General features: G+C 44.4%; 23 protein-coding genes and 1 pseudogene. 13 read left to right on the top strand and 11 right to left on the bottom strand.

The window, feature by feature from the left end; translation table 11 throughout:
- Positions 1–67: 67 nt before the first annotated feature.
- Both AC3D28_RS12505 and AC3D28_RS12500 read right to left on the bottom strand, forming a co-directional pair.
- A pseudogene (locus AC3D28_RS12505) lies at positions 68–2,527 on the bottom strand (SLBB domain-containing protein); the annotation flags it as partial.
- A gap of 352 nt (positions 2,528–2,879) precedes the next feature.
- The gene (locus AC3D28_RS12500; RefSeq protein ID WP_488534941.1) at positions 2,880–3,392 is read right to left on the bottom strand and encodes a porin family protein; all 513 of its coding nucleotides are present in this window, start codon (positions 3,390–3,392) and stop codon (positions 2,880–2,882) included.
- 589 nt (positions 3,393–3,981) lie between these two features.
- On the opposite strand from AC3D28_RS12500, the gene AC3D28_RS12495 reads away from it, so the two are divergent.
- The 11 genes from AC3D28_RS12495 (at position 3,982) to AC3D28_RS12445 (ending at position 15,511) form a co-directional block, all read left to right on the top strand.
- The gene (locus AC3D28_RS12495) at positions 3,982–4,206 is read left to right on the top strand and encodes a hypothetical protein (protein WP_020904330.1); all 225 of its coding nucleotides are present in this window, start codon (positions 3,982–3,984) and stop codon (positions 4,204–4,206) included.
- Positions 4,207–4,272: 66 nt separating this feature from the next.
- A complete protein-coding gene (locus tag AC3D28_RS12490; protein ID WP_488534940.1) occupies positions 4,273–4,947 on the top strand; it encodes a YjbF family lipoprotein in 675 nt (224 codons plus the stop codon).
- On the top strand, positions 4,944–5,705 hold the full coding sequence (locus AC3D28_RS12485; protein WP_488534939.1) for a capsule biosynthesis GfcC family protein: 762 nt from the start codon (positions 4,944–4,946) through the stop codon (positions 5,703–5,705). Before AC3D28_RS12490 ends, AC3D28_RS12485 begins: the two co-directional genes overlap by 4 nt.
- A gap of 2 nt (positions 5,706–5,707) precedes the next feature.
- Positions 5,708–7,909 carry a YjbH domain-containing protein gene (locus AC3D28_RS12480; protein WP_488534938.1) on the top strand — a complete coding sequence of 734 codons (2,202 nt, stop codon included), beginning with the start codon at positions 5,708–5,710 and terminating at the stop codon, positions 7,907–7,909.
- Between the two features lie 151 nt (positions 7,910–8,060).
- Positions 8,061–9,002 carry an ADP-glyceromanno-heptose 6-epimerase gene (rfaD, locus tag AC3D28_RS12475; protein ID WP_488534937.1) on the top strand — a complete coding sequence of 314 codons (942 nt, stop codon included), beginning with the start codon at positions 8,061–8,063 and terminating at the stop codon, positions 9,000–9,002.
- Between the two features lie 129 nt (positions 9,003–9,131).
- On the top strand, positions 9,132–10,307 hold the full coding sequence (locus AC3D28_RS12470; protein ID WP_488534936.1) for an O-antigen ligase family protein: 1,176 nt from the start codon (positions 9,132–9,134) through the stop codon (positions 10,305–10,307).
- Positions 10,264–11,001 carry a glycosyltransferase family 25 protein gene (locus AC3D28_RS12465; RefSeq protein ID WP_098416750.1) on the top strand — a complete coding sequence of 246 codons (738 nt, stop codon included), beginning with the start codon at positions 10,264–10,266 and terminating at the stop codon, positions 10,999–11,001. The genes AC3D28_RS12470 and AC3D28_RS12465 overlap by 44 nt, the downstream gene beginning before the upstream one ends.
- Positions 11,002–11,217: 216 nt before the next feature.
- On the top strand, positions 11,218–12,207 hold the full coding sequence (gene lpxM / locus AC3D28_RS12460) for a lauroyl-Kdo(2)-lipid IV(A) myristoyltransferase (protein WP_488534935.1): 990 nt from the start codon (positions 11,218–11,220) through the stop codon (positions 12,205–12,207).
- Complete coding sequence (gene waaF / locus AC3D28_RS12455; RefSeq protein WP_488534934.1) at positions 12,204–13,262, top strand: lipopolysaccharide heptosyltransferase II; 1,059 nt, start codon at positions 12,204–12,206, stop codon at positions 13,260–13,262. The genes lpxM and waaF overlap by 4 nt, the downstream gene beginning before the upstream one ends.
- Positions 13,256–14,509, top strand: coding sequence for a lipid IV(A) 3-deoxy-D-manno-octulosonic acid transferase (waaA, locus tag AC3D28_RS12450; RefSeq protein WP_488534933.1), 1,254 nt, complete (start codon positions 13,256–13,258; stop codon positions 14,507–14,509). Before waaF ends, waaA begins: the two co-directional genes overlap by 7 nt.
- 3 nt (positions 14,510–14,512) lie before the next feature.
- On the top strand, positions 14,513–15,511 hold the full coding sequence (locus tag AC3D28_RS12445) for a glycosyltransferase 52 family protein (protein ID WP_488534932.1): 999 nt from the start codon (positions 14,513–14,515) through the stop codon (positions 15,509–15,511).
- Here the strand turns inward: AC3D28_RS12445 and AC3D28_RS12440 are convergent.
- From AC3D28_RS12440 to AC3D28_RS12400, 9 genes are all read right to left on the bottom strand, one after another.
- On the bottom strand, positions 15,474–16,184 hold the full coding sequence (locus AC3D28_RS12440; RefSeq protein ID WP_488534931.1) for an acylneuraminate cytidylyltransferase family protein: 711 nt from the start codon (positions 16,182–16,184) through the stop codon (positions 15,474–15,476). The two genes, AC3D28_RS12445 and AC3D28_RS12440, sit on opposite strands and share 38 nt — an antisense overlap.
- A complete protein-coding gene (locus AC3D28_RS12435; protein ID WP_488534930.1) occupies positions 16,184–17,245 on the bottom strand; it encodes a nucleotidyltransferase family protein in 1,062 nt (353 codons plus the stop codon). Before AC3D28_RS12435 ends, AC3D28_RS12440 begins: the two co-directional genes overlap by 1 nt.
- A 14-nt stretch (positions 17,246–17,259) precedes the next feature.
- Positions 17,260–17,913: an acetyltransferase gene (locus AC3D28_RS12430; RefSeq protein WP_488534929.1), complete on the bottom strand. Its 654-nt coding sequence runs from the start codon at positions 17,911–17,913 to the stop codon at positions 17,260–17,262.
- On the bottom strand, positions 17,906–18,979 hold the full coding sequence (gene neuB, locus AC3D28_RS12425) for an N-acetylneuraminate synthase (RefSeq protein ID WP_488534928.1): 1,074 nt from the start codon (positions 18,977–18,979) through the stop codon (positions 17,906–17,908). Before neuB ends, AC3D28_RS12430 begins: the two co-directional genes overlap by 8 nt.
- Before the next feature lie 38 nt (positions 18,980–19,017).
- Positions 19,018–20,193 (bottom strand): UDP-N-acetylglucosamine 2-epimerase, encoded by a 1,176-nt coding sequence (gene neuC / locus AC3D28_RS12420; RefSeq protein ID WP_488534927.1) that lies wholly within the window; start codon positions 20,191–20,193, stop codon positions 19,018–19,020.
- Positions 20,194–20,206: 13 nt separating this feature from the next.
- On the bottom strand, positions 20,207–21,358 hold the full coding sequence (locus tag AC3D28_RS12415; RefSeq protein ID WP_488534926.1) for a LegC family aminotransferase: 1,152 nt from the start codon (positions 21,356–21,358) through the stop codon (positions 20,207–20,209).
- Positions 21,359–21,370: 12 nt separating this feature from the next.
- On the bottom strand, positions 21,371–22,561 hold the full coding sequence (locus tag AC3D28_RS12410) for a UDP-N-acetylglucosamine 4,6-dehydratase (RefSeq protein WP_488534925.1): 1,191 nt from the start codon (positions 22,559–22,561) through the stop codon (positions 21,371–21,373).
- Between the two features lie 97 nt (positions 22,562–22,658).
- The gene (locus AC3D28_RS12405; protein ID WP_488534924.1) at positions 22,659–23,375 is read right to left on the bottom strand and encodes a 3-deoxy-D-manno-octulosonic acid kinase; all 717 of its coding nucleotides are present in this window, start codon (positions 23,373–23,375) and stop codon (positions 22,659–22,661) included.
- Positions 23,376–23,384: 9 nt separating this feature from the next.
- On the bottom strand, positions 23,385–23,792 hold the full coding sequence (locus AC3D28_RS12400; protein WP_488534923.1) for a diacylglycerol kinase: 408 nt from the start codon (positions 23,790–23,792) through the stop codon (positions 23,385–23,387).
- A 108-nt stretch (positions 23,793–23,900) separates the two neighbouring features.
- Between AC3D28_RS12400 and AC3D28_RS12395 the strand changes: the two genes are divergently transcribed.
- Together AC3D28_RS12395 and AC3D28_RS12390 are read left to right on the top strand one after the other, a co-directional pair.
- Positions 23,901–24,956, top strand: coding sequence for a glycosyltransferase family 9 protein (locus tag AC3D28_RS12395; RefSeq protein ID WP_488534922.1), 1,056 nt, complete (start codon positions 23,901–23,903; stop codon positions 24,954–24,956).
- 35 nt (positions 24,957–24,991) lie between these two features.
- Positions 24,992–25,774, top strand: a complete 783-nt coding sequence (locus tag AC3D28_RS12390) for a glycosyltransferase family 2 protein (protein WP_488534921.1) — start codon at positions 24,992–24,994, stop codon at positions 25,772–25,774.

Below are 25,774 nucleotides of genomic sequence, written 5' to 3'. Positions count from 1 at the left end.
CATACGGTGATATTACATTCAGGAGGTAGGTCCTAGAGAGCTCGTTCCTAGGACCTATCTTTTTTTCTTATTTTAATGCGTTGATCGCTACACCCGTTTGGTACAAGATTTGCGTAGCCGCTGTCCAGGTACTTAATGCATCGCGGTAATCGGTATCAATTGGCACAACGATAGTATCGCCCGCTTTTAGCTCTTCGTGGTTGTTACCAAACCAGTAACCAGAAGTTGGTTTGTACACTGAGCCGTCTGCACGTACAACGAAGATACGGTCTTCATCCGCTTGCTTTTTAGCACCACCGGCTTTGTTTAGGTAATCATTCACATCGAGCTTATTGTCGAGTAGGTAAGTGATTGCCACTTGGACTTCACCCATGATAGACACTGTATTACGGAAAGTGGGCACAAACAGGAAGTCGCCATCTTCTAACATAAAATTCGCTGAGCGCTCACCTTTTAAGATTCGATTTAACTGAACTACCATTCGCCCAAGCGCTTTGCTGCGACTCGCTTCTTCAACAAAAGTCAGTGTTTTTTCTGGGTCAGAAATTACGGAACCAATATTACTGTCGGCGCGAAAAGTCTTTTTAGCCGTCTCTGCACGCATATCTGCTGCGTATTGGTTTAACAGCTTTTGCTCTTGAAGGCGTAAAGCCTCACGAGTAAAAATAGCCCCTTGCGGATGTGCAAACTCGGTTAAACCACCAGCACGCTCGAGTAACTCGCTTAGCGTTTCACCTTGACGCACTGTGTAGGTTCCTGGAAAACGCACTTCACCTTGTAAAGTTACGGTACTTTGTAATTTCACATTTGGCTTTTCCAAAATATTTAAGCGATCTCGACCAACAATAATGGCATCGTCAGAAGCACTCCCTTGGATGGCTTTGCGCAAGTTTATACGTTCAACATCAATATAAGCGCGTTCATCCGCACTATTAATCGCAGTACGAGCTAACTCTGCATTGATTGTGAATGCGTTGTAAGTTAAGCCACCAGCCGCTTCAATCAATGTCGAAACGGTCATACTCGGTGTAATTGGGTAGCGTCCAGGATGCTTCACTTCACCAAAAACTTCTGCTATTTGAGGAGCAAGGCCTAGACGTGACTGTTGTTGGAGTTGTAACAGTACTGGAGCGAGCAAAGTACGACGGGTATTTTGTTTCAGCTCTTCCAAGTCTTCCTTCGTGATCTCTTTGCCACGGAAGATTATCTTATAGTCACTGTCTTTTATCGATAAGCCATTGGTTGTCGTCTGCATTGGTTGAATACCTAAAGAAGGCTTGGATTGTAAACCTTGAGTCTGCTGAGAGTTAACCATAGCAATAGAGCCATTCATCTGTTTCTGCTCTTGCTTTTTCTCAAGCTCTGCTTGCTGCTGAGCTTGCTCTAACGTCTTTGCTTTAACGAATTCTTCATCATTCGCGAGAGTATCTAAGTCTTCATGATTGAAGCGGTTAAAAACTAACACTCTGTCACGAGATTGCAGTTGAATATTGTCTCGACTATTTGGTGAGAGAATGGCACTGGCCAAATTTAGTTGTAAGACCTCGATATCACGCTGGGCGTTGATTTCTCTTACTACAACGGCATAGTTCACATCAGCAGTAGCGTTAAAAGCAGAATCTACCGACTTAAAAAGATCGGCAATACGGAGGCCTTTATACCATTCAATATACCCTGGATGGCGAACATCACCTTCTATTTGAATGTAACGGGTGAGCTCTTCACTTTTTTTCAGCACCTTGATAGCGTCACCATTTCTCACTTTGCTCTGCTGATCTTGCGCTTTAGAAAAGTCGAGTGTCAAAGCTTCTCGAGTACCATGCGTGGCATAGCGTTTAATCTCTAACTGTTCGCTATAGGCATTTGCTGTAAAACCACCCGCCATCTGAACAACTTGTTTGTATGTTTCATCTGGCTTGACTTCGTAAATTGCAGGGCGGTTAATTTCACCTTCTAAGGAAACCGTATCTCCGACAGACCCTATTAATACAACGTCACCTGGCAGCAAGCGTACGTCATTACTCGCATTACCTTTAAGCAATAAATCATACATATCCAACTTGCGGATAACTTTGCCGTCACGTTTTAGCTGAATATCTCTTAATGCCCCACTATCACCAAAGCCGCCGCTATAGTAAATAGCTTGCGAAATAGTGGTTAATGCACTCACTGTATACGCGCCAGGCTTATACGCGCCACCCATGACAAACACTTGCATGGTACGCAGTTCACCTAATGAAATATCGCTACGAACACCTATCATTTGCTCTTTGACACGCTGAGTCAGTGAGTTTCGAACCTCCGAAAAATGCATACCAGCCACATTTACTGGTCCAAGTGAAGGAAAATTGATCGTACCTGCACGATTCACACGTAAGCGATGCGTTTCATTTTCCTTGCCAAATAGCTGCACAATTATTTCATCACCAGCACCAACCGTATAGTTGGAAGGTACAGGAACGTCACTGATTGGAGCAAACGTACTCGGAGAGCCCGAGAAAAGCGCTAAACCAAACCGTTTAATCTCTTCCTTCTCTGCTTTTTTGAACCACGGTTCTTCTACGTCTGAGGAGATAGCGTCACTAGCTTGATCCCGAGGCTGGATCACTTGTGGATTTTTATATGATGCACTTTGAGAGGAGGTACCAGAAGGGATAGAGAAGCCATATTTACTCGCTAAAGCTTGTTGTTGACCGGCCGGCAAGCTTTGAAACATTTGTACCTGTTCAGGCGTTGGAGATTGCGCATAAGTGAGCGGCGTAAATAGGCTTGCCAATACACCAACGGCAACTGAGAGATATCCTTTGAACATGATAATTCGCTATCTAAATCGAGAATAAAAAATCCTAGTTACTAACACTAGGCACTAGGTCTTTTGATTAAAATCGGTGCTGAAATCCGAGCGTGATTGCATTCAGGCGAACCTGATCTTCTGAAGCGCTGTCCACAAATTCAAACACCACTGCATTATGCTTATCCAACGCGTAGTGCATACCTAAACCAAAGCTAAAGCCTTGCTTCCTGTCCGAGCTAATATTTTGTTGGTCTATCTGGACGCTAGAGTAACCAGCAAGTCCGTACAGTGCAATACGCTCAGAAACTGGCATATTTAACTTAACAAAGCCACTTGCCACGTTATCTACGGCGAGGCCACTATCACGCTGTATAGATGTTCCATAACGCGCTTCTAGAGCTAGGTAGTCATTAAAGAAGTAGCCTGCTTGTGCTTGAAGAAGGAAGGGGTTTCCTTCGGCTATAGAGGAGGAGTGTTGATACTCGGCGTTAGAGTAACTTACTAACGCACCTGCATAAAAATCTGCTGAGGCAGAAAATGAGCACAAGCCTAGGCTGACTGCACTCAACGCCCCTAGCCATGGTCGCTTATTAATCACGTAATTGTTCCCTAGGTATCGACTGACCGCTGCGCATGAATAACGTCCGCAGTGGATGTCTGTTAATATCTTGCGTTTCCACGCTACCGCCCTGCGGCATTACGCATTAGCCACTGTTCGCTGATTACCGACTGACTCGGATTATTGATATAAATATTATCTTAAGTCTGACTTTTTTGCGGCGTCGAATAAAAAACAACGCTTGAAATACACCACACAAAATCCGCCAAATTATGCATGAATTGGCGTAAAACGACAAGTGGCTTGGATCTAAGGTTTGCGGTGAGATGACTCTCCTAAAGCTCAAAAGTCCTAACCGGAAGTACTATTGAGTCGGCGAAAATTGCCAGCCACATCTCAACGTGTTTTGAGAGATTATGCAGTGCCTCGTTTACGAAATATCAAGACCAGAAAGGCAGGGTTAAGATTCTAAGCCCTTCTCCTTCTTTCAAGACGCGATCTTATTGAACTGAGTAAAACCCATAAGAAACTATTTACATGCTGATTACTTTTTAACTAGAATAACTAATGGTGTGTTATAAACAGACCAAACATCGATGTTTTAAAACCCGAAATACAAGGATTAATAATGAAGAACACAGCTCTAGCTATTCTGATGGCTCTAAGCGCGTCAACTGCATTTGCAGCAACTGAAGCTGGTACTACTGGCACAGCAGCAGCTTCTGCAACAGGCACAACAGCGGTAGCAGTAGGTGCAGCAGCTGCAGTCACTGTCGTGGCAGTTGCTGCGTCAGACAGTGATTCAACGTCTACTTCTACTTCTACTTCTACTTCTACTTCAGTAACTAAGTAATTTAGTTTCGTAGAATAGACAATCGCCCTGAGCTATTCAGGGCGATTTTATTTGTAAGAGGGAATAATGAACACCTTTCTATCGTTAAAATGGACGCGTTTGCTTGTTGCCCTGCCCGTATTAAGCCTTACCTTCGGTTGTACTCAAAAATTCAATGATGTTTCGGCCACCGTGCAAGAGGCCTATGGCAACTACATCGATGTGGAGCTGACTCCAAATGAAATTGAAGCCATTCCTTATGCCAGCGCCTACCTAAAAATTGGCAGTCAAAAACAAGTGTTCGTTGTGTTGGCCTTTGCCGAACGAAATCCTTTGACTGGCAAAATCCAACAAAAATGGGTTAGCGCAGATAAAGCCATGGTCGTGACGGAAAATGGCTATATTGTCAAAACCATTGGCCTTCAAGCCTCCAACCTTGCTGGGGTTTATGGGCAGATCCCAGTTTACGCACGCACACCTGAGCAGTACTCACTGTCTTACGATTGGTCAGACAAATATCGTTATGGTTTTTCTGCCGACGTTAAGCGCTCTTACCAAGGCAAGGAAACGGTCGTGACGCCTGTTTCAAGCACGTCGGCGCACGTCTACAAAGAAACGCTAGAATTTACTCATTTATCAGAAACCGTTGAGAACCTTTACTGGGTCAATGACAAAGGGCAAGTAGTGAAAACGCGTCAGCACTTAGGGCCAAACATGGTGGCGGTGGAGTTGACCATTTTAAAAGGATACAGCAAATCATGAGTAGACAACTGTTCCCTTTATTAAGTCTGGCTTTGGTAGCCAGCATGCTGACAGGCTCCGTGGTGGCTAAATCGGAATATGATAATGCACCACCGTTGAGCGTGGCGTTACTTGGTACCGACAAAGCATTGCAATTCGAACAACCAGCACGTTTAGATAGAGTTCTTAAGCTCGCGCAAGATCAACAGCAAGTCTTGCAATACTCTTTAGCGGTTACGCTATTCGATGACTCAGAAAAAGCGCAACAAGAAAGTACCGCGTTAAAAAACTTTGTATTGAACCAGATGATTCAACACAATTTAGTGGCGCATCCGTTTTATAAGTTTATTAAGCAAAGTCAGTTTGCGCCTCGCGTGTTATCGGCAATAGATATCGACCAAGTTCGCCTAGATAAATTTGACAATCCCTTGTTAACTGGCCAGTTGACTTTGAGCGCTCCTCCACGAGAAGAGAAGGTACTCTATGTGGGTAATGTCGACCAAGTCTATAATGTTAAGAATCAAGCAGGTATCCCACTTCAGCAACAAGTTGAAAACTTACAAAATGGCGAAATTGGCAAGCTTGCTTATCCACCGATTGTGATTTACCCAGATGGAAAAGTTATCCAACCTCACCACGGGAATTGGTTAACGACACAATATTACTTGCCACCGCTCACTATGGTGTATATCCCGTTTGGAGACTTTGAACAGTCACCAATGGATCAGGATATCGTCAAGCTGCTTGTGCAGCGTAAACCAACCTCATCGAAGAATTAATAATGAACCTGATTAGAGCCAGTTTATCCCTTTCTTTAATGAGCCCGATGTTGGTTTGGGCTCAAGATATGCCGTTTGAAGCTCCCCCATTACAACCATCGCAAATGGATTTTGGTGGTGTCGGCCTACTGCAAATGCCAACCGGCCGTATGGCGCCAGAAGGGGAATTCAACTTTGCCGTCACGGGCAGTGATGAATACTTATTTTATAACGTAACGCTCCAAGTAATGCCTTGGTTGGAAACGACCATTCGCTACACTATGGTCAATGACCTATTCTACAGTAGTGACCCTGATTTTTCCGGCGATACCAAATACACTGACAAAGGTATCGATTTTAAAGTTCGCTTATTAAAAGAATCCGAGTACTTGCCGGAGCTTTCTGTTGGTGTACGTGATTTTGCAGGGACAGGCCTGTTTGATGGTGAATTTATTGCGGCAACGAAACGCTATTCTAACCCCAATTTAGGTACCTTTGATTTTACCTTAGGTATGGGCTGGGGCTACCTTGGTACCCGCGATAACATGAGCAACCCAGCCTGCAAATTATCAGACAAATTCTGCGAACGCCCTTCTGATTATAAAGGCAACGGCGGGAGTGTTGATTTCGAGCGCTGGCTTAAAGGGCCAGCCGCTCTGTTTGGTGGGGTTGAATATCAAACCTTGCATGACCCGTTACGGTTTAAGCTCGAATACGACAGTAATGATTACAGCGAAGATTTCCCAGTTGTTCGTGGCGGCGTAGATATGACGCCTCATACTCCTTGGAACTTTGGCGTACTTTACCGTTTAGGTCATATGGCAGACTTACGTTTGAGCTATGAACGCGGTGATACCTTAGTCGCGGGAATAAGTCTGTATACCAACTTTAATGATATGCCTTCTTTCTGGCGGGACACGCCAACCCCTGAAATTGAAGATAAGCAGCCAGAACAGGTGTCTGATGTAGAGTGGAAGCAAGTTACCGAAGATCTGGATAAAATTGCTGGTTACCAAAACACGCAGATTTACGTCAAAGATAACACCGTCTCTGTCGTTGGCGAACAGAAAAAGTATCGAGATCGTCATGAAGCTCATGAGAAAATGGCAGCAGTGTTACACAACCAAACGCCTGACAGCATTGAGAACTTTACCATCAACGAACGCAGTGGCGGTTTACTTGGTGACCAGACTGTCATTTCTAAAGACAAATACCGTGACTTTGCAGAAGTTAACTACCTCAACCCTAACATTGAAGATGCAACTTCAATATCAAGCGAGAAACCGCAAGGTAAGCCAGCCTACGACAGTTTTGAACGTTTTGATTGGGGGTTCTCTCCTAAACTGGCTCAAACCCTAGGTAATCCTGAAGAGTTCTACCTATTTAGTGTAGGTTTAAGGGGTAGCGCATCTTACTGGCTGACGGATAACCTTGAAATCGGCGGTTCGCTCTACTGGGATTGGTACAACAACTACGATAAATTTAACTATGTCACTCCACCCGATGGAACAATAGTTCCTCGTGTTCGAACCATGTTCCGTGCTTATCAAAATGAACATGCTGTAACCATGTCAAACCTACAGTTAACTTGGTTCCAAGAGTATTCCAATACTATGGATCAACAATTCTACGCTGGTTATCTGGAAAGCATGTTTGCGGGTGTCGGGACGGAATTTCTATACCGTCCGAAAGGCGCTAGCTGGGCGATTGGGGCAGATGCTAACTTAATTTCTCAGCGCGACCCGCAAAGCTACTTTGGCGTGTACGATGAAAAGTGGCAAAACGTGCCAGAATATGGACGTCCGTTCCAAGTAATAGATAAGGGCTTCACTGGTTTTGTATCCGGTTACTACTATCCGCAGTGGCGTTTCCTACAGGACTTGATGATTCAAGTCGATATAGGTCAGTTTCTCGCTGGAGATGTCGGCACTCAAGTAAACGTATCGAAACAGTTCAAAAGTGGTGTGATTGCAGGGGCATTTGCTTCCATTACTGATTTGTCTGCGGATGAGTTTGGTGAAGGTAGCTTTACTAAAGGCTTCTATATTTCGGTCCCATTCGACATTATGACGGTAAAACCAAGTAACAATCGTGCCTTCTTCAGTTGGCAACCGCTGACTCGAGATGGCGGTCAGAAGCTGGGGCGTAAGTACAGCTTAATAGAGCTCACCGATGAGCGTAATCCTTGGTATCAAAGACCAAACCGTTCAGACACGGAGCAATAAAGCAGTTAAGGGAGCTTCGGCTCCCTTTTTTCGCAATAAGAGCCGTTTGTAGACTCATAGGTAACCAAAACCTATCTTTCTCCTTTCGTAGCGCAACTTTTCGTTTCTTGCTAGAATTCCTAAGAAAATTTTAACCTATGGTGGAAGTTCTATGATCATCGTAACTGGTGGCGCTGGCATGATCGGCAGCAATATTGTTAAAGCACTAAACGAAGCTGGTATTAACGATATCTTGGTTGTCGACAACCTAAAAAATGGCAAGAAGTTTAAGAACTTGGTTGATCTTGATATCACTGATTACATGGATCGCGATGACTTCCTCACGCAAGTGATGGCGGGTGATGATTTCGGCCCTATCGAAGCAGTTTTCCACGAAGGCGCTTGCTCTGCAACAACAGAGTGGGATGGCAAATACATGATGCTAAACAATTATGAGTACTCTAAAGAGCTACTGCATTACTGCTTAGATCGTGAAATTCCATTCCTTTACGCCTCTTCTGCTGCTACTTACGGCGACACTGATACGTTTGTTGAAGAACGTGAGTACGAAGGCGCACTAAACGTATACGGTTACTCAAAACAACAGTTTGATAATTACGTTCGTCGCCTATGGCAAGATGCTGAAGAGCATGGTGATAAACTATCTCAGATCACGGGCTTCCGTTACTTCAACGTCTATGGTCCACGCGAAGATCACAAAGGAAGCATGGCTTCGGTAGCATTCCATCTAAACAACCAACTCAATGCAGGTGAAAACCCTAAGCTTTTTGAAGGTAGCGGTCATTTTAAACGAGACTTCGTCTACGTTGGTGATGTGTGTAAAGTAAACCTTTGGTTCTTAGAAAACGGCGTATCTGGCATCTTTAACTGTGGTACTGGCCGCGCTGAATCTTTCAATGAAATTGCCAAAGCAGTCATCACACACCACGCAAAAGGCGAAATGGAGAACATTCCATTCCCAGAGCATCTAAAAGGCGCTTATCAAGAGTTCACTCAAGCTGATCTTACCAAGCTACGCGCTGCTGGCTGTGATGTTGAGTTTAAAACGGTTGCCGAAGGTGTTGCGGAATATTTAGCAATTCAAAATCCTTAGCAACTCCGCTCACTCTCTCAAAGTCTATACCCAAGTTACCGCAGGGTTTTATTGGGTATAGTTGCATAAAAACTCGTATCTAAAAATGAGAGCGCATTGCATGTCCCCTCTCCAGTATGTAAGTGACTTATGACTAAGACTATTCGCACCATCGCAATGTTACCTTTTTTATTTACCTTCACTGCGATGTTTTGGTATTCCGATGCAACAAAAGATATCGTTATAATTACTCTATCTTCGATTGCGGTGTATCAATTCCTGTTTTACCGAGAAAATAATCGTCTATCTCTTTGTTGGGACTGGCTCAGCAAAGCCTTAGTTATAATATCCATTTACTATGTATTTAGTAAAACTTACCACGGCTTTAGCTCAAGCACTTTAAGAGTCGTGCTTTCCTTTACTCTATGCTCTCTTTTTCTTCCAAGGCCAAAATTATCAAGAAATATGCTGGCATGCTTTGTTGCGTTATCTGCTACATCAGCTTGCATCTACTATGTAATGCTTGGCAGTGAAAATATCTGGTACTTGAATCGTATAAACTTTGCCACCTACACCGCTGCGATTGCAGTGCTTAGCCTTTATTTGATAACACAAAAAAAACAGCACTTGATGTTCATCGGTATTGCCTCTTTTATACTGGTAAGTTTTCCATTCATTGGCGCTTCCTCTCGTGGGCCACTGCTTGCTTTTGCTATTACAGTTGGTGTCTTGCTCTTACAAACTCTCTTTGAGAAAAAACACATGAACGCCATACTCATTGTGATTCTCAGTATCGGTGTTCTGACTCCGCAAATATTTTCTAACTCTTTTCTGAGCCATAAGTTAAATCAAGTCAGTGAATACAACGAGAGTGCCTCAAATAAAGACTACAGCATCCACTCTCGACTTGAGCTCTGGAAGGCTGGTTTATCTATTATCCCATCAGCTCCATTACTGGGACACGGCTATGAGGATAAGCCTTTACTGGAGGAGCGGTTCGAAAATCATGGGGGGCTAGATTTAACCGTCCTATACCACTACCATAATCAAGTTATCTCAACTTGGGTACGTGATGGCTTGATTGGAGTGATAATTGTAATGGGTTTTTTATTAACACCGGTTGTTTATTACCTTCGACATTCTTTACCCCATACAGATGCAATGCTACTGGTGTGTTGTATATATGCTATCTCTGGTTTAACCGATATTCCTTTGAGTAATGCCAGTACTTTAAGCTTCTATTTATGTTGCTTTATTTTATATTTTTCAAAAGAGCGTTGTAATGAAAATCTTTGTCTTGAGCCTGAAACGATCAACCGAACGTAGAGAGCGTATAGAAGCGGCATTAAGTGCGGCTAATATTGATTTTGAGTTCTTTGATGCAATAACCCCCCAGGAATTGTCTCATGAACAAAGAAGTAGATTAAACCCAGCAAAAACACGCTATTTAAAAGGCTATGAGCTAACAGAAGGTGAAATTGCATGTTTTTTTAGCCATATGGCGATATGGCAATGGAGCGTCCAGCACAAACAAGATGTATTAGTGTTGGAAGACAACGTTGATATACACCAACAGTTTGCCTCTTTTGTTACCGATTTAAGCAAAGCGCGACCTCCATTAATGAAATCAAGAACACTTATAAAACTAGCGGCCTCTAAAAAAGGAGTTCCCTTTAAAAAAGCAAGCTGCCTCAACGACACTTTCGCTTTAGGCACCTACGTTCGACCAACAACAGGAGCAATGGGATACCTCATAAGCACAACGGCAGCACAAAGTCTTATAGAGCATGCAAAAGAAATACTAGCCCCTGTGGATGACTACATGGAAAAAGTATGGATTCATAAAGTTAACATCGTTAGTGTTTATCCCGATGTGGTTTCTCGAGCGGCAATCCCATCCACAATAGGCCGTATAAGGAAAAATAAAATCACATTAACATTGGCTGATAAAATGCTTATCGAAGCATTCCGTTTTTATGAACAAATGAGACGAAAGGTCTACACGTTGATAAATCGCTAAACGATATGGCTAAGTCACGGCAATTATAGGCTCATACGCAGTGAGTCGGGTAACCCAATAATGATAAGCTAACAATCCGATTCTCAAGATAAAATCAAAGCTCTCAGGACAGTGAATGAACGTACCGCGCTTACACCGAAAACGTCTATATAATTAACGAATAAGGCAGACAAAGCCCGTTCATGACTGCAAATAATATAGGTTACAAATACCCAAATGACTTCTGAACGTAACGACTTCGATCCCAAAGCATATAACCCTGAATTTAAGCGCCACTTTCTGTCGCCTAAATATTGGGGAACGTGGCTAGGTGTTATCTTATTCTTACCTCTGGCGTTAATGCCACTGAGCGTACAAAAGTGGTTAGCGAAAACCATCGCAAAAAAACTGTCTAAGTCTCACAAGGGCCCCGCTCATCGAGCGCGTGTTAACTTTGAACTGTGCTTTCCGGAAAAGCCTTTTCAAGAACGCGAAGCTTTGATTGAAAAAACACTCTATACCGCAGCCGTGTTCTTTTTCCGCTTTGGACTATTAAGTTTACGCTCCCCAAAATGGCTTCAACAGCGTTGCCACATCCGCGGCTTGGACATTTTACGCCAGCACATTGATAGCAATGAAAACGTAATTTTGATGGTGCCGCACTCCTGGGCAATTGATGTTCCTGCCATTTTATTTACCGCTATGGGCATTCCAATTTCTGCTATGGCAAAAAAACAAAAGAATGAGGTTGCGGATTGGCTGATGCACAAACAGAGAGTGCAACATGGTGGTCGAGTATACGAACGCTCTGGCGGCATCAAACCTTTTTTGAAATCAATTCGTGATGGCTATGTGGGTTATTACCTGCCAGACCAAGACCATGGCCCTAAACATAGTGTGTTTGTCGACTTTTTTGCCACACGTAAAGCAACACTGCCTGGGCTAGGAAAAATAGCGAAACTATCTCACGCAAAAGTGCTGCCACTATTTACTTCCACTAATACGGAAGACGGCACGTTCGATATTGAGATTTTACCGGCTTTTGACCTGGGTAAAAGTGAAGAACAAGACGCACGTACCTGTAACGAAGCGATTGAATACTTTGTAGGCCAAAAACCAGAACAATACATGTGGGTACTGCAACTATTGTACTCACAAGAAGACGGTAACAATTATTACAATATCTTTAAGCCAAGATATAAGACTGACTGGCAAATAAAAAAATGAAAAAGATTTTAATCATAGGCCCTGCTTGGGTCGGCGATATGGTGATGTCGCAATCATTATATATCGTGTTAAAACAACGCCATCCTGATAGCCAAATCGATGTGATCGCACCGAGATGGTGTAAACCGATCCTTGAACGCATGCCAGAGATCCACCAAGCGATTGAAATGTCTATCGGCCATGGTGAATTTAATCTATTAGGCCGCAGAGAGATAGGTAAGTCTCTGCGTGAAAAGCAATACGACCAAGCCTACATCCTACCTAAATCAGCGAAATCGGCATTGATCCCATGGTTTGCCAACGTCCCTCTGCGTACAGGATGGAAGGGAGAGATGCGTTATGGTTTGTTAAATGATTTACGACCTAATATGAAGTCTTTTCAATACATGGTCGAACGTTATGTGGCGTTGGCTTACCCCAAAGAAAAGATGATAGACTCCACCTCCCTAGGCGGACTCGAAACCTTACCTCGCCCACGCCTTGCGATCAACGACGCCGAACAGCAAGCAACCATGCATAAGTTCAACTTAGAGCAAAACAGACCGATTATTGGTTTATGCCCGGGCGCAGAGTTTGGTCCAGCGAAGAAGTGGCCAGAAACGCACTATGCTGAAGTCGCAACACAAATGACTAAAGCAGGGCATCAAGTATGGTTATTTGGTTCACAGAAAGATCTCGAAACCTGCAACAGTATTCGTTCGTTGGTACCACAGCAGTTGCATACTCAAATTCATGTCCTAGCGGGGCAAACTAGTCTGATTGAAGCCGTTGACCTGCTTGCCGCATGTAAGACTGTCGTTGCAAATGACTCAGGCTTGATGCATGTGGCTGCCGCGGTTGGCTGTAATGTAGTTGCAGTATACGGGTCTACGTCACCTAAATACACACCACCGCTCGCGGAACAAGTAGAGATAGTTCATACCGATATTGAGTGCCGTCCTTGCTTTCAGCGCGAATGCCAATACAAACATCTTAAGTGCTTGACGGAGCTCTCACCTCAACAAGTGTTAGATAGCATTCAAAAACTTGACGCGATTACTGTAATCCCATGTTAGTTCGTATTGTTTATACCTTTTTACTCGCTCTAGCGTCGCCACTACTTTTGCTTGGCTTGTATAAGAGCAAACCAAACAAGCCCAAATTTGGTACACGCTGGAAAGAGCACTTTGGTATCACACCTAAGCTAAAAAGCCACGACAAACCTATTTGGATACATGCTGTTTCGGTGGGTGAAAGTATTGCTGCAACACCTTTAATTAAAGCTCTTAAGGAACAAAACCCTGAACAGCCTATTTTGGTGACAACCACGACAAGTACCGGAGCAGAACAAATTGTGAAGCTAGGGGAGCTCGTCGAACACCGTTATATGCCGATCGACTTTGGGTTCGCGATCAACGGTTTCCTTAAAGTAGTACAGCCAAAACAAATGCTGATCATTGAAACTGAGTTATGGCCAAACACGCTCAATATTGTTCATAAAGCAGGCATCCCCATTACCGTCGTAAATGCGCGATTGTCTGAAAAGTCATGCCAAAACTACGTGAAAGTTCAGTGGTTGTTTAACCAGCTTCACCCATGCTTAACCCAAGTACTCTGTCAGAGTGAATCTGATGCACAGCGCTTCGCGCGTTTAGGGGTTAACAAAGATAAACTAACCGTGACTGGTTCAATTAAGTTCGACATACAGGTTTCTGAGCAAGTAAAGCAACAAGGCATAGAACTTCGCGCTCAGCTTGGCAATGATCGCCCAGTTTGGATTGCAGCCAGTACCCACAAAGGCGAAGATGAACAAGTATTAGAAGCGCATAAACAAATCTTACAGTCTCATCCAAACGCTTTACTTATTTTAGTTCCTCGCCATCCGGAACGATTTGATGATGTCTTTGCACTTTGCCAACAGCAAGGCTTTGAGACTGTGCGCCGCACATCGACATTGGCGATAAAGAGCAACACACAAATCTACCTCGGTGATACCATGGGTGAAATGCTGACTTTAATTGGCGCTGCTGATGTCTGCTTTATGGGAGGGAGTTTGCTTGGCGACAAAGTAGGCGGACACAATGTTTTAGAGCCTGCGGCGTTAGGTGTTCCTATTATTACGGGGCCAAGTTATTATAATTTTACACAGATAGTAGATACGCTGGCGGCAGATGAATCTATTCTTATTACAGATAATCTTGCCCACAGCTTGCATCAACTATTCACGAAATCAGCTACTCGCAACATGATGCGTCACCGCGCGCTGGCATTTATTTCTGCCAATCAAGGGGCACTAGCCACAACATTGAAGATGACAATCTAATAAATGATGAATCTCTTTTTAGTTACTTCACCCCTTCAATATCTTTGCGCTTTAGAGGCCAAGACCCATTTTCAGTGCGAGCAATCCATACTGGTTCTTATCAGCCAAAAAAGTGAACATGGACTGGCACAGCAAAACGCTCTCTTTCAGCCGAACGAATGGCAGCACATCATTCAAATTGAACGTGGCAACCGCAGCTTTTCGATCCCTAGCGTCATCAAAAAAGTTAAGCGTATTATTGGCAACTCACCGCTCTCTTGTTTTTTTTACGCGGAATATAATGCTTGGTGGACCAAATTGCTGATACGCAACTTACCCATTGAAAAAGAGTGTTATTTTGATGATGGCACCCTAACTTTATTAGAATACTTTGAGTATATAACATCGAAAAAGTCGTTTTATCGCCCTCGTTTGTTGCAAGACTTCCTAGTTCGCAGCCAGGGATGTCAACCTGTTGGTCGCTTACCACAATCAGATAACTTACACCTTTTCACCTTTTTTGAGCTTCCACCTTCGCACGTAAAGATCCACAAAAATAACTTTTCAAGGTTAAAGCAGACCTATGGGGGCGCTGATTTATATTCGCCTAATGCGCCAATTGGATTTATTGGGCAAGGCGCGGTAGGCGATAAACGACAAAAAACCACAGAGCAATATTTACACGAACTTGAGCAGCTATCTGAACATCTACAACAGAAAATATTATATTTCCCCCACCGAACAGAAAAACAAGAAGTCACAGCCGCATTAAAAAAAGCGGACTATATCATCTACCACCGTAATGAGTATCCGCTTGAAATAGAGCTTATCGATAAGCACATTCAGCTATCTGCACTAGTCGGTATGTTTTCGACTGTGATGTTCACGGCACGTATTCTCTATCCAAAAATGCCGATCTATTCGCTTTCTAGCACTCATCCAAATAAAACATTCCAGAAGCGGCTAGAAGAGCAGATGCAAACAATTAATGTTCAGCCTTTGGAACACTTAATTTCGACATAAAAAATTCGGCCAGTTCGAAATCAAATTGAGTATCAATATCCAATGAATATTGATTAGGCATAATGTAAGCAAATGAATGCTCGGTGTAGCGAATTTCACCTTTTTGTCTCAGAGTTTTGACGTCAAAAATATATACGGCACCATTAATACGGTAAAAGTCACCTAAATCTTGCGATCGCTGCAAGGCGTCAGGACGGATGAAGCTTCCCATTGAGCCATCACACGGAAGTGTATTCGACCACAAAGGAGGATGCTCACAAGGAGTGAGTGATACTACTGACTCAGCGTCTTTTTGATGAAATAGACTTAGAGCTTCATCAATGTGCTGCGCGGTACGCAATGGGGAGGTCGGCTGTAAAAGCACTACAATGTCAGCATCAGCGGCAAACTTATCTAACGTGTAAAGCATTACACTAGCCGTTGTGGCGGTGTCGTTCGCTAACTCAACAGGGCGAAGTTCGGGCACATTCGCGCCAAACTGTAATGCGATATCCGCTATTTCTTGGTCGTCGGTGCTCACGATCACCTTATCGATGTACGAGCAGTTCTGCGCCGCTTCAATAGACCACCCGACCAAAGGCTTCCCATTAAGCGGCAATGTGTTTTTTCGAGGTAAGCGCTTACTACCACCTCGGGCAGGAATTAACGCGATAACTTTCTTGCCATGAATCATTACAGCACCCCTAATGTATGAATGTCTGCTTGGGCACGATTAAAGTCATCCATTCTACCGATATCCAACCAATACTCATGAATCGGGAACATTCGTACATTGTCGCGTTCATTCATGTGTTGCTCGAGTAAAGTAGGCATGTCGATACGATGATTTTTAGGCACCGACTTAATCACGCGTGATGAGACGACATAAATTCCCGCGTTCACAAAAAAACGTTGAATTGGCTTTTCTACCATTGAGGTAATTTTATTTCCCTCACCATTAATCACACCATAAGGAACTTGATAATCGTACTCTCGCACACACATGGTCGCATCGGCCTGCTGCTCCGCATGAAAAGTGAGTAAACGCTGAAAGTCGATTTTAGTCAGCACATCTCCGTTCATCATGATCAACGGCAAATCAACCGGTAAATCATTAGGCAGCAGGCCTAAAGCCCCTCCCGTACCCAGTGGCTCTTCCTCATGCACGTATTGAATGCGTACTCCCAGCTCGCTACCGTCGCCAAAATGTGCACGAATTTGCTCTGGCATGTAGTGGGTAGAAATATAAAAGTTCTCAAAACCGGCCTTGATGAAACTGCGAACTACCGTCTCTAAAATAGGTTTATTGCCAATTTTAAGCATGGGTTTGGGACAGCTATCCGTCAAAGGTCGCAGACGAGTCCCAAATCCACCCGCCATGATAAACACTGGATTTTGATATTTGGGTTTGTGCAGCGCGCCATGCAGTGTTTCTAACCCGACAACTTTTCCCTGAGCATCGACCAATGGTATCGATAAGATGCTCTTCGCTTCCATCAGCTCAATCAGCGTTTCGCGGTCGGTATTCACGGCAGCCGTGGTCGGTGAGGTATTCATCACCTTAGCCACTGACTCTGTCAGTTCTAGGTTATTCAATAATCCACGGCGAATGTCGCCGTCGGTCACCACACCTAACAGCTGCTTTTCTTGGTTAACCACCAAAGCGACACGCAATGCTTCAGTGTTAATGATTTGCAGTGCATCGCGTAAAGTACCTTGAACAGTAAGCAGCACATTTGTCCAACAACGACTCATGAGTATCCTATTTTCTAATTTGTATGTCGTTTGGTAATAGTTGAGCGACTGGAATAACAAACGGTATTAGCGGTTAAATGTTTTGTGACCACGGCACCTGCGCCAACTAACGCATGCTCCGCAAGGTGAACATCTTGTATCACCGTCGCTCCGGCACCAATAAAGACATGATCTTCTGTTTGTACCTGACCACATAACGTGGCTCTCGGAGCGATATGGTTATATTCACCAATCATACAGTCATGCTCTACCAATGCCCCCGTATTAATGATGCTATGACTACCAATCATGGCGCCAGCCTGAACGATGGCATGAGTAAGAATTTGTGCACCTGCTTCAATTGTTGCAAAGGGTGACACCGACGCAGCAGGTGCGATGACGGTTTCGAACTGATACCCATGAGTTAAAAAATACTCATTAAGCCGGCATCTCAGCTTAGAGTGTGGAAGAGCGCCAATACCATTAATCAGTTTCACCTCATCACTAGGAAAGGACAAGATCGCATCATCCTGATGCCAATGGCTCAAGCCATCGAACGCTGCGCGCGCAGTGAGCTCATCTGGACTGACGACCCCCAATATTGCTCGCTGTTGGGAGCGAAGTATATCGACTAATACACTAGCATGCCCGCCACCGCCAATCACAATCAGAGGTTTCAAATCACTCAAAGATCAGCTCTCCTGGTTGATAGCTGCGACTGGCCGCCTGCCCTTGTAGTTGCCAAAAACAATAAGGCGACATACCACTTCCCGGGCGTTTAATGGTCAAGTTTTCATCCGTAAACACTTCCCCTTCCTGAATGCATTTGGCCGCGACGAGACTTTTACGCGCAATGGGACGGTTTTTTACTTCTGACAGTGTCGGACTTTTTAACGAATGACCGAGTGCAGATTCGACTTGGCGAATGGCCGATACCATGGCCGTCAACTCTTGAGGCTCTAGGGATGCTTTATGATCCGGACCCGGCATATTTTTATCCAAAGTGAAGTGTTTCTCGATTAGTACGGCTCCGCGAGCAACCGCCGCAATGGGAATAGTAATGCCTTCACTGTGATCGGAATAGCCTGCTGGTAGCTCAAACGCATTCGCTAGGGTATCCATCGCCTTGAGGTTTATCTCGTCCATTGGCGCTGGATATTCCGTCGTACAATGCAATAATGTTACTTTTTCTTTTAACGCCTGTTGGCCAACTTCAGAGGCATAAGCTTGTTGAAATGCAAGCTCACTTGGCGTGGCATTGTTATCGACAGTATAACCAAAAGCGATAACCCCCAACACCGCTTCTACTTCCGATAGTGTCGCCATTCCAGTAGAGACAATCAGGTCGCAACCTGTGCGTGCATGCTCTAACACAAGAGGTGCATTCGTGATCTCGCCGGAAGGTATTTTTAATCGGCTTAGATTCAAATCGTTAACCAGGAAACCCAAACTCTCCGAGTCAAAAGCCGTGGATAAAAACTCAATCCCCAGCGACTGACAATGTGCGACTAATTGATGGTGAACCTCATAAGAGAGTTCCAACCGGCTTAACATCGCCAGTTGCGACTCTTGCTTTTGCGTATTCACGACTTGATAGTCAGCCTGCTGTGCCTGCTCCGTCACTAAGTTTTTCGCTTTGAATGTCTGAAACTTAACGATGTCCGCTCCCGCTTGATGCGCGGTATCGACCAATTCAAAAGCTAACTTTTCATCGCCGTTATGATTCACTCCGGCTTCCGCGATTATTAACGTCATGGACTCTCTTTCTAAAGTTGCTTTGCTCTGCAAGAAGATTATAAATGATCACATTTGAGGTCATAAAAGATTTTGCTTGGCTCAAAGTGTAAAGACTTGATCATCTCTATAATTTGGCCACTGGCGTCACCTTGACCGTACGGATTCATTACCACTTCATTGTCTAACTTATATTGTCTAGAAACTGCCTTCTTTAGCGCTAAAGAAATACTTGCCACCGTAGGCTCAGCATCTATGACACTTTTAGCAGCTAAACGACCTTTCTGTCTCACGCCTATATTAACTGTTGGGACATCAAAAGATGGCACTTCTATGATGCCACTAGATGAATTACCAACGACAGCCGAAGCATTTTTTATTGCACTAAGGTAACGAACCTGCCCAAGAGATGGAGTAGCTAAAACACGTTGCGGGTTAGCTTGAGCATACTGTTCCAAAATCGGGATAATACGTCGTCCACCATCATCTGCATTCGGATAAGTTAGGATGACTTGATGACCAGGGTACTCATCTAAAGCGTCTAAGAGTGCCTGAAAACTTGCTTCAGGCAGCTCATCACCCAAGGTTACAGGATGATAGGTCACTACAAAAAATGGTTGAGTCAGGTTAAAGTCTAACGACTTAGCAAGCTCATCTACACTCATAAACGTTGCGCGTTTGAGATGATCTAAACCAATCGCACCTACATTTTTTACTCGGGCTGGCATTTCCCCCAATTGAATAACACGCTGTCTGTAATCCTCTGTAGATGTCGCATGCAAATAGCTTAGCTTGGTAATCGCATGGCGTATTGCATCATCGTAAGCACCTTCGGTAATTTCTCCACCGTGTAAATGCAAAATTGGGATACGCAGTATCATTGCTGTCTGAGCCGCGGCGAGCGCTTCAAATCGGTCACCTAAAATAACCAATACATCCGGTTTTAAACGCGCGAGTGCATCAGTAAACCCAAGCACTCCCAGCCCCATGCTCTTCGCGGTGCCGACAGCAGAGTCTGACGAGAGCAAGATCTCGATTTTTTCATCAATGACAAAGCCATCTTGCTCGATCTGCTGGTAGGTTTCGCCAAATTCAGGCGACAAATGCATCCCCGAGACTAACAGTTGCAGTTGCAACTCAGGATCGTTTTGTATGTCTTTTAAAAGCCAAAAGAGCAGACCATACTCGGCTCTTGTTCCAGTAAAAACGCCAACTTTCTTTTTCTGTTGTGTCATTATTCAGCCTGTCTTAGCAATTTAATACGATCGGAGTACTTGGTAAATTCACCACATGCGCTTCGATAAATTCTGAGTGACGCAAGTCTCCGCGTAATGCATTCTCGAACATCGGCAAACGATGCATTAACTTCCAAATAGGTCGTGTCATGACGCCTGCGGCATTGGTCTCTTGCAATATGGTTTCTCGTGATTCGCTGTTCGGGCAAATGATCGCATTCAACCAATAGTTTGATTGCGCGTAGTCAGGCTCAGTCACAAACTGAATATCACTCCCAGAGAAGAAGTTCTGATAGTGTTTGGCCAATTCACGCTTTTGGGCTAAGTACGTTTCCATCACTTCCATCTGCGCACAGCCCAGCGCCGCATTGAGGTTGGGCATACGGTAGTTAAACCCCGGCTCATCATGATAAAACTCATATGGATGAGGTACTTTGGCTGTGGTTGTCACATACTTGGTATGTTGGCCAGACACTGTCGTCTTGCACAGCACCATACCGCCGCCACCGGTGGTAATGATCTTATTGCCATTAAAGCTAACCGCACCAAAGTCACCGATGGTTCCGGTGTGATGCCCTTTATAAAAAGAGCCTAAGCTTTCGGCCGCATCCTCCACCAAAACAAGCTGCCACTTAAGGCAAACTGCCATCAATTCATCCAACTCAACGGGATGACCAAAGGTATGCATGGGCACCACCGCTTTAATCCGTTGTCCCGTGGTTTTATGAAAGCAACCCTCTTCGCGAAGCGTTGCATGCTCACTCAGATAAGCATCCACAGCTTTAGGGCACAGACCCAGACTCACCATCGAGACATCAACAAAAATAGGCTCCGCCCCCATGTGATAAAGCGCGTTACACGTGGCGACAAACGTCAATGCTTGCGTGATCACCAAGTCGCCACGTTGCACTCCGGCCATATGAAGCGCAGCATGCAGTGCGGCAGTGCCATTAACGGTGGCGACCGCTTTGGCACTCCCAGTGTATTGCTCGATTTTCTGTTCGAACTGATCAACAAACTTACCAACGCTCGATACAAACGTACTATCGATAGTTTCCATCACATACGCTTTTTCGTTGCCTTGGAAGCTTGGTATATGTAATGGGATAAAGTCTTCGCTTTTATACGTCTCTCGTACAAACTCAACAATGGATGTTGGCTTCATTATTCGCTCCGCTTACATCTTGCTGTCTAGGTATTTACCCGTTTCTTTGTGGCCAAAGTCAGGAATCATAGTAAAGAACAACTCGACAATGTGCTCCTTCGCCCACTCACGGCTTTCTTTCATCTCTGCAATACGTTGCTCAAACAGAGTCAAAAGTTCTGGATCGAAAAGCGGATCATTTTTGATGATGCCTAAATTTTCAAAGCGCGCCATATCTAGGTTTTCTTTGTCAGTGAAGAATTCTTCAAAATCTTTCTCCCCTGTGGTATCGCTTTCTGTGAACAAGCATGGCCACTTACCTTGCTCAGGTAAGGTTTTCACCAACTCACGAGCTTCATCTTCATTACTACACAGATATGCTTCATAGCCCCGCTGCTGTAGATATTTCACCGCAATATCGGCAAATGAAATTAAGTGAAGTGCTTCACTCAATTTCGGGAAGAAAATGTCTCGGTTTTCACCAAAAATGCAAGACATTAGACAAAGCTCACCCGATTCTTGTGGCGTAACGAAATAGCGCTGGATGTCGTTAGGGGCAACGATAGGTTGACGCTTTTGAATGCGCTGGTTAAAGCCATGCAGTAAAGAGCCGTCAGAAAAGGCTACATTGGCAAAGCGCGCGGTAGATATCGCCATTTGCTCACTTTTACGCATCAAGAACATTTCCATAATGCGCTTAGATGCGCCCATCATGTTGACGGGGTTTGCCGCTTTGTCTGTCGATACACAGAAATATTTCTTCGCACCGGCATCGATGGATTGCTGAATCGTTTTATCGGTATTGAATACGTTCACATCGATCATGCGCATGAGAGTGAAGGGATCTTTTTCACTGCGCACGTGCTTAAGCGCTGACAAGTTCAACACGTAATCAAACTGGCCATCCGCTTTAATAAACGCATCGTATTCAACCGAGCCAATATCCAAGGCAAACGTTTGAAAGTCTCCATCAATGTAACCAAATGAGCTACGGATATCGCGCACCAACTCCACCATATTGTTTTCGCTAATATCAACAACATGAAGTTTCTTTGGATTACGTTTAAAAATCTCTTTCGTGACCGCTTGACCAATAGAGCCAGCGCCCCCTAAAACGAGAAAACGCGATTCAGAGACGATCTTTGATAGTTCAACTTCATGATTTAAGAGATCTTGAGTGAACAGGGCATCGGTTCGACCGATAAGTGGAAGTATATTGCTCATGGATTACCTTAGAGTTTTCGGACCCAACTTTAATTATATAGGCGCGCAAGAACGGAGGTAAGACTTTGCCATTAAGCAAGCGTTATCACTAAGGGCTTTATACTTTACCGCCGCGATCATAGCCTTCCTGCAAATGCTCATAATCGGACTCTTGCCAAATAATCTGCCGCTTGAGCCGCTCTTTATTAAATGAACGCAGAAGCCTATCGAGATTTTTCTGCTTCCATCCACCCGAAGTTTCAAGACGACACTTATCAAAATCGATAAGCCACACCTTATCTTTGTCGTCGATCAAGATGTTATGGATATTCAAGTCGGTGTGATTAACACCAGCATTATGCATTTTGGCAATTTCTTGCCCTATTTTCTGATACATTTCTGCCGATAAGGATTGTTTTAGCAAGATACTGACCAGATCTCTGGCGTTCGGGATTCGCTCACTTAATAAATCAGCTTGATAGAAGAGTCCTGACTTTACGGCTCTTGCTGCAATTGGACGAGGAACATGCACCCCAGCCTCGATTAGCGCCAATAACAGCTGAAACTCTTGCGCGCAACGGGTGTTATCCCAGCCAGAGAACCAATAGTGATCGTTAACTAACTTCCCAAACAAACCGCCACGACGATAATGACGCAATGCCGCCTGCATGTTCTCCAGTTGGATAAACCATGTCGTACCTCGCCCCGTCGCATTGCCAACCACCTTGTCGGAGGACTGCCAGTATTCGGCATCAAATATCGGTTGACTAGGGTCTGTAATGATCTCGTCATCAAACCAAATCATCTGGTTATTGCTTTGATATTGCTGAATCATGTTCTTACTCTAGCCTAAGTATCGACAAGCTAATATGTACAACCAAGTAAATGCAGCGAACGCCAATGTAACCATAACGGCCGCAGAGCCTATATCTTTAGCACGCCCGCTGAGCTCATGCTGCTCAAATCCAATTCGGTCAACCACCGCTTCAATGGCTGAATTCACGAGTTCAACAATCAGTACGAGTACCACGGCCCCGATCATCAAGATACGCTCAACCGTACCGACATCCACTAGCCAAGCCAAAATCGCAGCGATGCATAGCAGAGCCAACTCTTGGCGAATGGCGGCTTCATGTTTAAAAGCGGCTTTTAATCCCTGTATCGAGTAACCCGTCGCTTTGATGATGCGCTTGATTCCTGTACTACCCGGTTTGCCAGATTCTTGCGATTGGCGCGGTGTTGTCTTTGACATTGCAGAACACTTATCAGTACTTAGCTATATTCGAACCGTGTATTTTACATTTATTGGGGATGTCTGCATAATTTACCTGCCTCTATCCCTTTAACCAGACAAATAATTATGTTCACTTCTGCCCCATCGTCATTATGCATCTTGCGTTTATCCGCTATTGGAGACGTTTGCAATACCATCGCGACCGTTCAAGCGATTCAAAAACAATGGCCATCGACCCAAATCACTTGGATAACGGGCAAACTTGAAGCCCAATTACTAGCCGCAATTGATGGCGTAGAAGTGATTGTTTTTGATAAAAAAGCGGGACTAGATGGCTATAAATCGCTTTGGAGACAATTGAAAGGCCGAGAGTTTGATGCGCTATTGCATATGCAGTACGCGATTCGAGCCAGTATCGCGACGTTGGGCATTAAAGCAAAATACAAACTTGGTTTCTCTTCTGATAGAAGCCAAGATTTTCAGACGCTCTTTACCAATGTCAAAGTGCCTTCCCCACCATCTCTGCATGTCGCCGATAGCTTAATGGCTTTTGCTCATCAAATTGGGGTGCCAAAAGCAGAACTGGACTGGGCACTTTCCTACTCTGCACAAGACCAAGCGTGGGCAGAGACGCAGATTTCTCGCAATAAACCGAACCTATTAATTGTGCCGGGCGCGAGTAAAGCTTATAAAAACTGGAACGCTGAAGGTTATGTGGATGTGATTCATCACGCCAGAGCCAAAGGTTGGAACGTAATTCTTGCGGGCAGCCCCGCTCAGGTAGAATTGGATCTGGCAGAAGCGATTCAGTCTCGCTTGGAAGAGCCGTGTCTAAATTTAGTTGGACAAAGTTCGATCCTACAAATGCTGGCGTTAATTGATAACGCTGAAATGGTTATCGCCCCCGATACCGGACCTGCGCACATGGCGAACGCCATGCAAACGCCGATCATCGGGCTTTATGCGCACCATAATCCGCGACGGGTCGGACCTTATCGTTACCTCAAATACGTGGTCTCGGTTTATGAAGAAACAATCTTTGCGGAAATAGGCAAAAACAGTCACGAGTTAAGCTGGCGAACTCGCGCTAAAGATGAAACGGCAATGAACCGCATTACCAGCACTCAGGTAATAAGCATGTTCGAGCAAGTCTTAGAAGATTTGTATCCGCAATACCAGTAAACTTACTGTCTTGATTTGTTAAGAAGGAAATGACCTTGTCCAAACCCACCTTAGCCGTTGCCTTAATCGTAAAAAATGAAGAGAAGCACTTACAAGCTTGTCTCGACACTGTAAAAGATTGGGTCGATGAGATTGTCCTTCTAGACTCAGGCAGCACTGACCGCACGGAAGAAATTGCCCGACAATACACAGATAAGTTCTATAGCAACTTGGATTGGCCCGGTTTTGGTAAGCAGCGCCAACTTGCGCAAACGTATATCGAATCAGATTTCGTTCTTTGGTTAGATGCAGATGAGCGCGTTACAGATGAACTGCGCCAAGAAATACTCAATGCGATAAGCCAGCATAACGACACAAACATCTACCAAGTTAACCGTCTAACCACTGCCTTTGCCAAAGAAATTCGTTATTCCGGCTGGTCTCCTGACTGGGTAGTCCGTTTATATAAAACGTCAGAAACTCAATACAATGACGCATTAGTACATGAAAGCGTCGTTATCCCGAAGGGATTTAATGTCGTGTCATTGAATGGACGACTCAAGCACTTCACCTATGAAAGACTCGGTGAATATACGCGTAAAACTCAACTGTATATGCAGTCTTGGGCAGATCAGCGTGAAGGAAAAAAAACGGCCTCTCTATTCAGTGCACTTGCCCATGGCTTTTTCCGCTTTATCAAAATGTACATCATCAAGCGGGGTTTCTTAGATGGACGACATGGCTTTTTACTGGCGGTGTTAAGCGCCAATACTACTTTTACGCGTTATGCCGATCTATGGCTGCGTGACTACGTGAAAAAGAACAACAAAGAACAGTGA

The sequence above is a fragment of the Vibrio sp. TAP-3B genome (assembly GCF_057784735.1).
Note: the sequence above shows the minus strand (reverse complement) of the source record. Positions and strands in the feature narration are given on the sequence as shown.

Bases quoted from the DNA above. Each gene is read 5' to 3' on its own strand.
- AC3D28_RS12495 (WP_020904330.1), top strand. From the start codon at position 3,982: ATGAAGAACACAGCTCTAGCTATTCTGATGGCTCTAAGCGCGTCAACT.
- AC3D28_RS12490 (WP_488534940.1), top strand. From the start codon at position 4,273: ATGAACACCTTTCTATCGTTAAAATGGACGCGTTTGCTTGTTGCCCTG.
- AC3D28_RS12485 (WP_488534939.1), top strand. From the start codon at position 4,944: ATGAGTAGACAACTGTTCCCTTTATTAAGTCTGGCTTTGGTAGCCAGC.
- AC3D28_RS12480 (WP_488534938.1), top strand. From the start codon at position 5,708: ATGAACCTGATTAGAGCCAGTTTATCCCTTTCTTTAATGAGCCCGATG.
- rfaD (WP_488534937.1), top strand. From the start codon at position 8,061: ATGATCATCGTAACTGGTGGCGCTGGCATGATCGGCAGCAATATTGTT.
- AC3D28_RS12470 (WP_488534936.1), top strand. From the start codon at position 9,132: ATGACTAAGACTATTCGCACCATCGCAATGTTACCTTTTTTATTTACC.
- AC3D28_RS12465 (WP_098416750.1), top strand. From the start codon at position 10,264: ATGAAAATCTTTGTCTTGAGCCTGAAACGATCAACCGAACGTAGAGAG.
- lpxM (WP_488534935.1), top strand. From the start codon at position 11,218: ATGACTTCTGAACGTAACGACTTCGATCCCAAAGCATATAACCCTGAA.
- waaF (WP_488534934.1), top strand. From the start codon at position 12,204: ATGAAAAAGATTTTAATCATAGGCCCTGCTTGGGTCGGCGATATGGTG.
- waaA (WP_488534933.1), top strand. From the start codon at position 13,256: ATGTTAGTTCGTATTGTTTATACCTTTTTACTCGCTCTAGCGTCGCCA.
- AC3D28_RS12445 (WP_488534932.1), top strand. From the start codon at position 14,513: ATGATGAATCTCTTTTTAGTTACTTCACCCCTTCAATATCTTTGCGCT.
- AC3D28_RS12440 (WP_488534931.1), bottom strand. From the start codon at position 16,184: ATGATTCATGGCAAGAAAGTTATCGCGTTAATTCCTGCCCGAGGTGGT.
- AC3D28_RS12435 (WP_488534930.1), bottom strand. From the start codon at position 17,245: ATGAGTCGTTGTTGGACAAATGTGCTGCTTACTGTTCAAGGTACTTTA.
- neuB (WP_488534928.1), bottom strand. From the start codon at position 18,979: ATGACGTTAATAATCGCGGAAGCCGGAGTGAATCATAACGGCGATGAA.
- neuC (WP_488534927.1), bottom strand. From the start codon at position 20,193: ATGACACAACAGAAAAAGAAAGTTGGCGTTTTTACTGGAACAAGAGCC.
- AC3D28_RS12415 (WP_488534926.1), bottom strand. From the start codon at position 21,358: ATGAAGCCAACATCCATTGTTGAGTTTGTACGAGAGACGTATAAAAGC.
- AC3D28_RS12410 (WP_488534925.1), bottom strand. From the start codon at position 22,561: ATGAGCAATATACTTCCACTTATCGGTCGAACCGATGCCCTGTTCACT.
- AC3D28_RS12405 (WP_488534924.1), bottom strand. From the start codon at position 23,375: ATGATTCAGCAATATCAAAGCAATAACCAGATGATTTGGTTTGATGAC.
- AC3D28_RS12400 (WP_488534923.1), bottom strand. From the start codon at position 23,792: ATGTCAAAGACAACACCGCGCCAATCGCAAGAATCTGGCAAACCGGGT.
- AC3D28_RS12395 (WP_488534922.1), top strand. From the start codon at position 23,901: ATGTTCACTTCTGCCCCATCGTCATTATGCATCTTGCGTTTATCCGCT.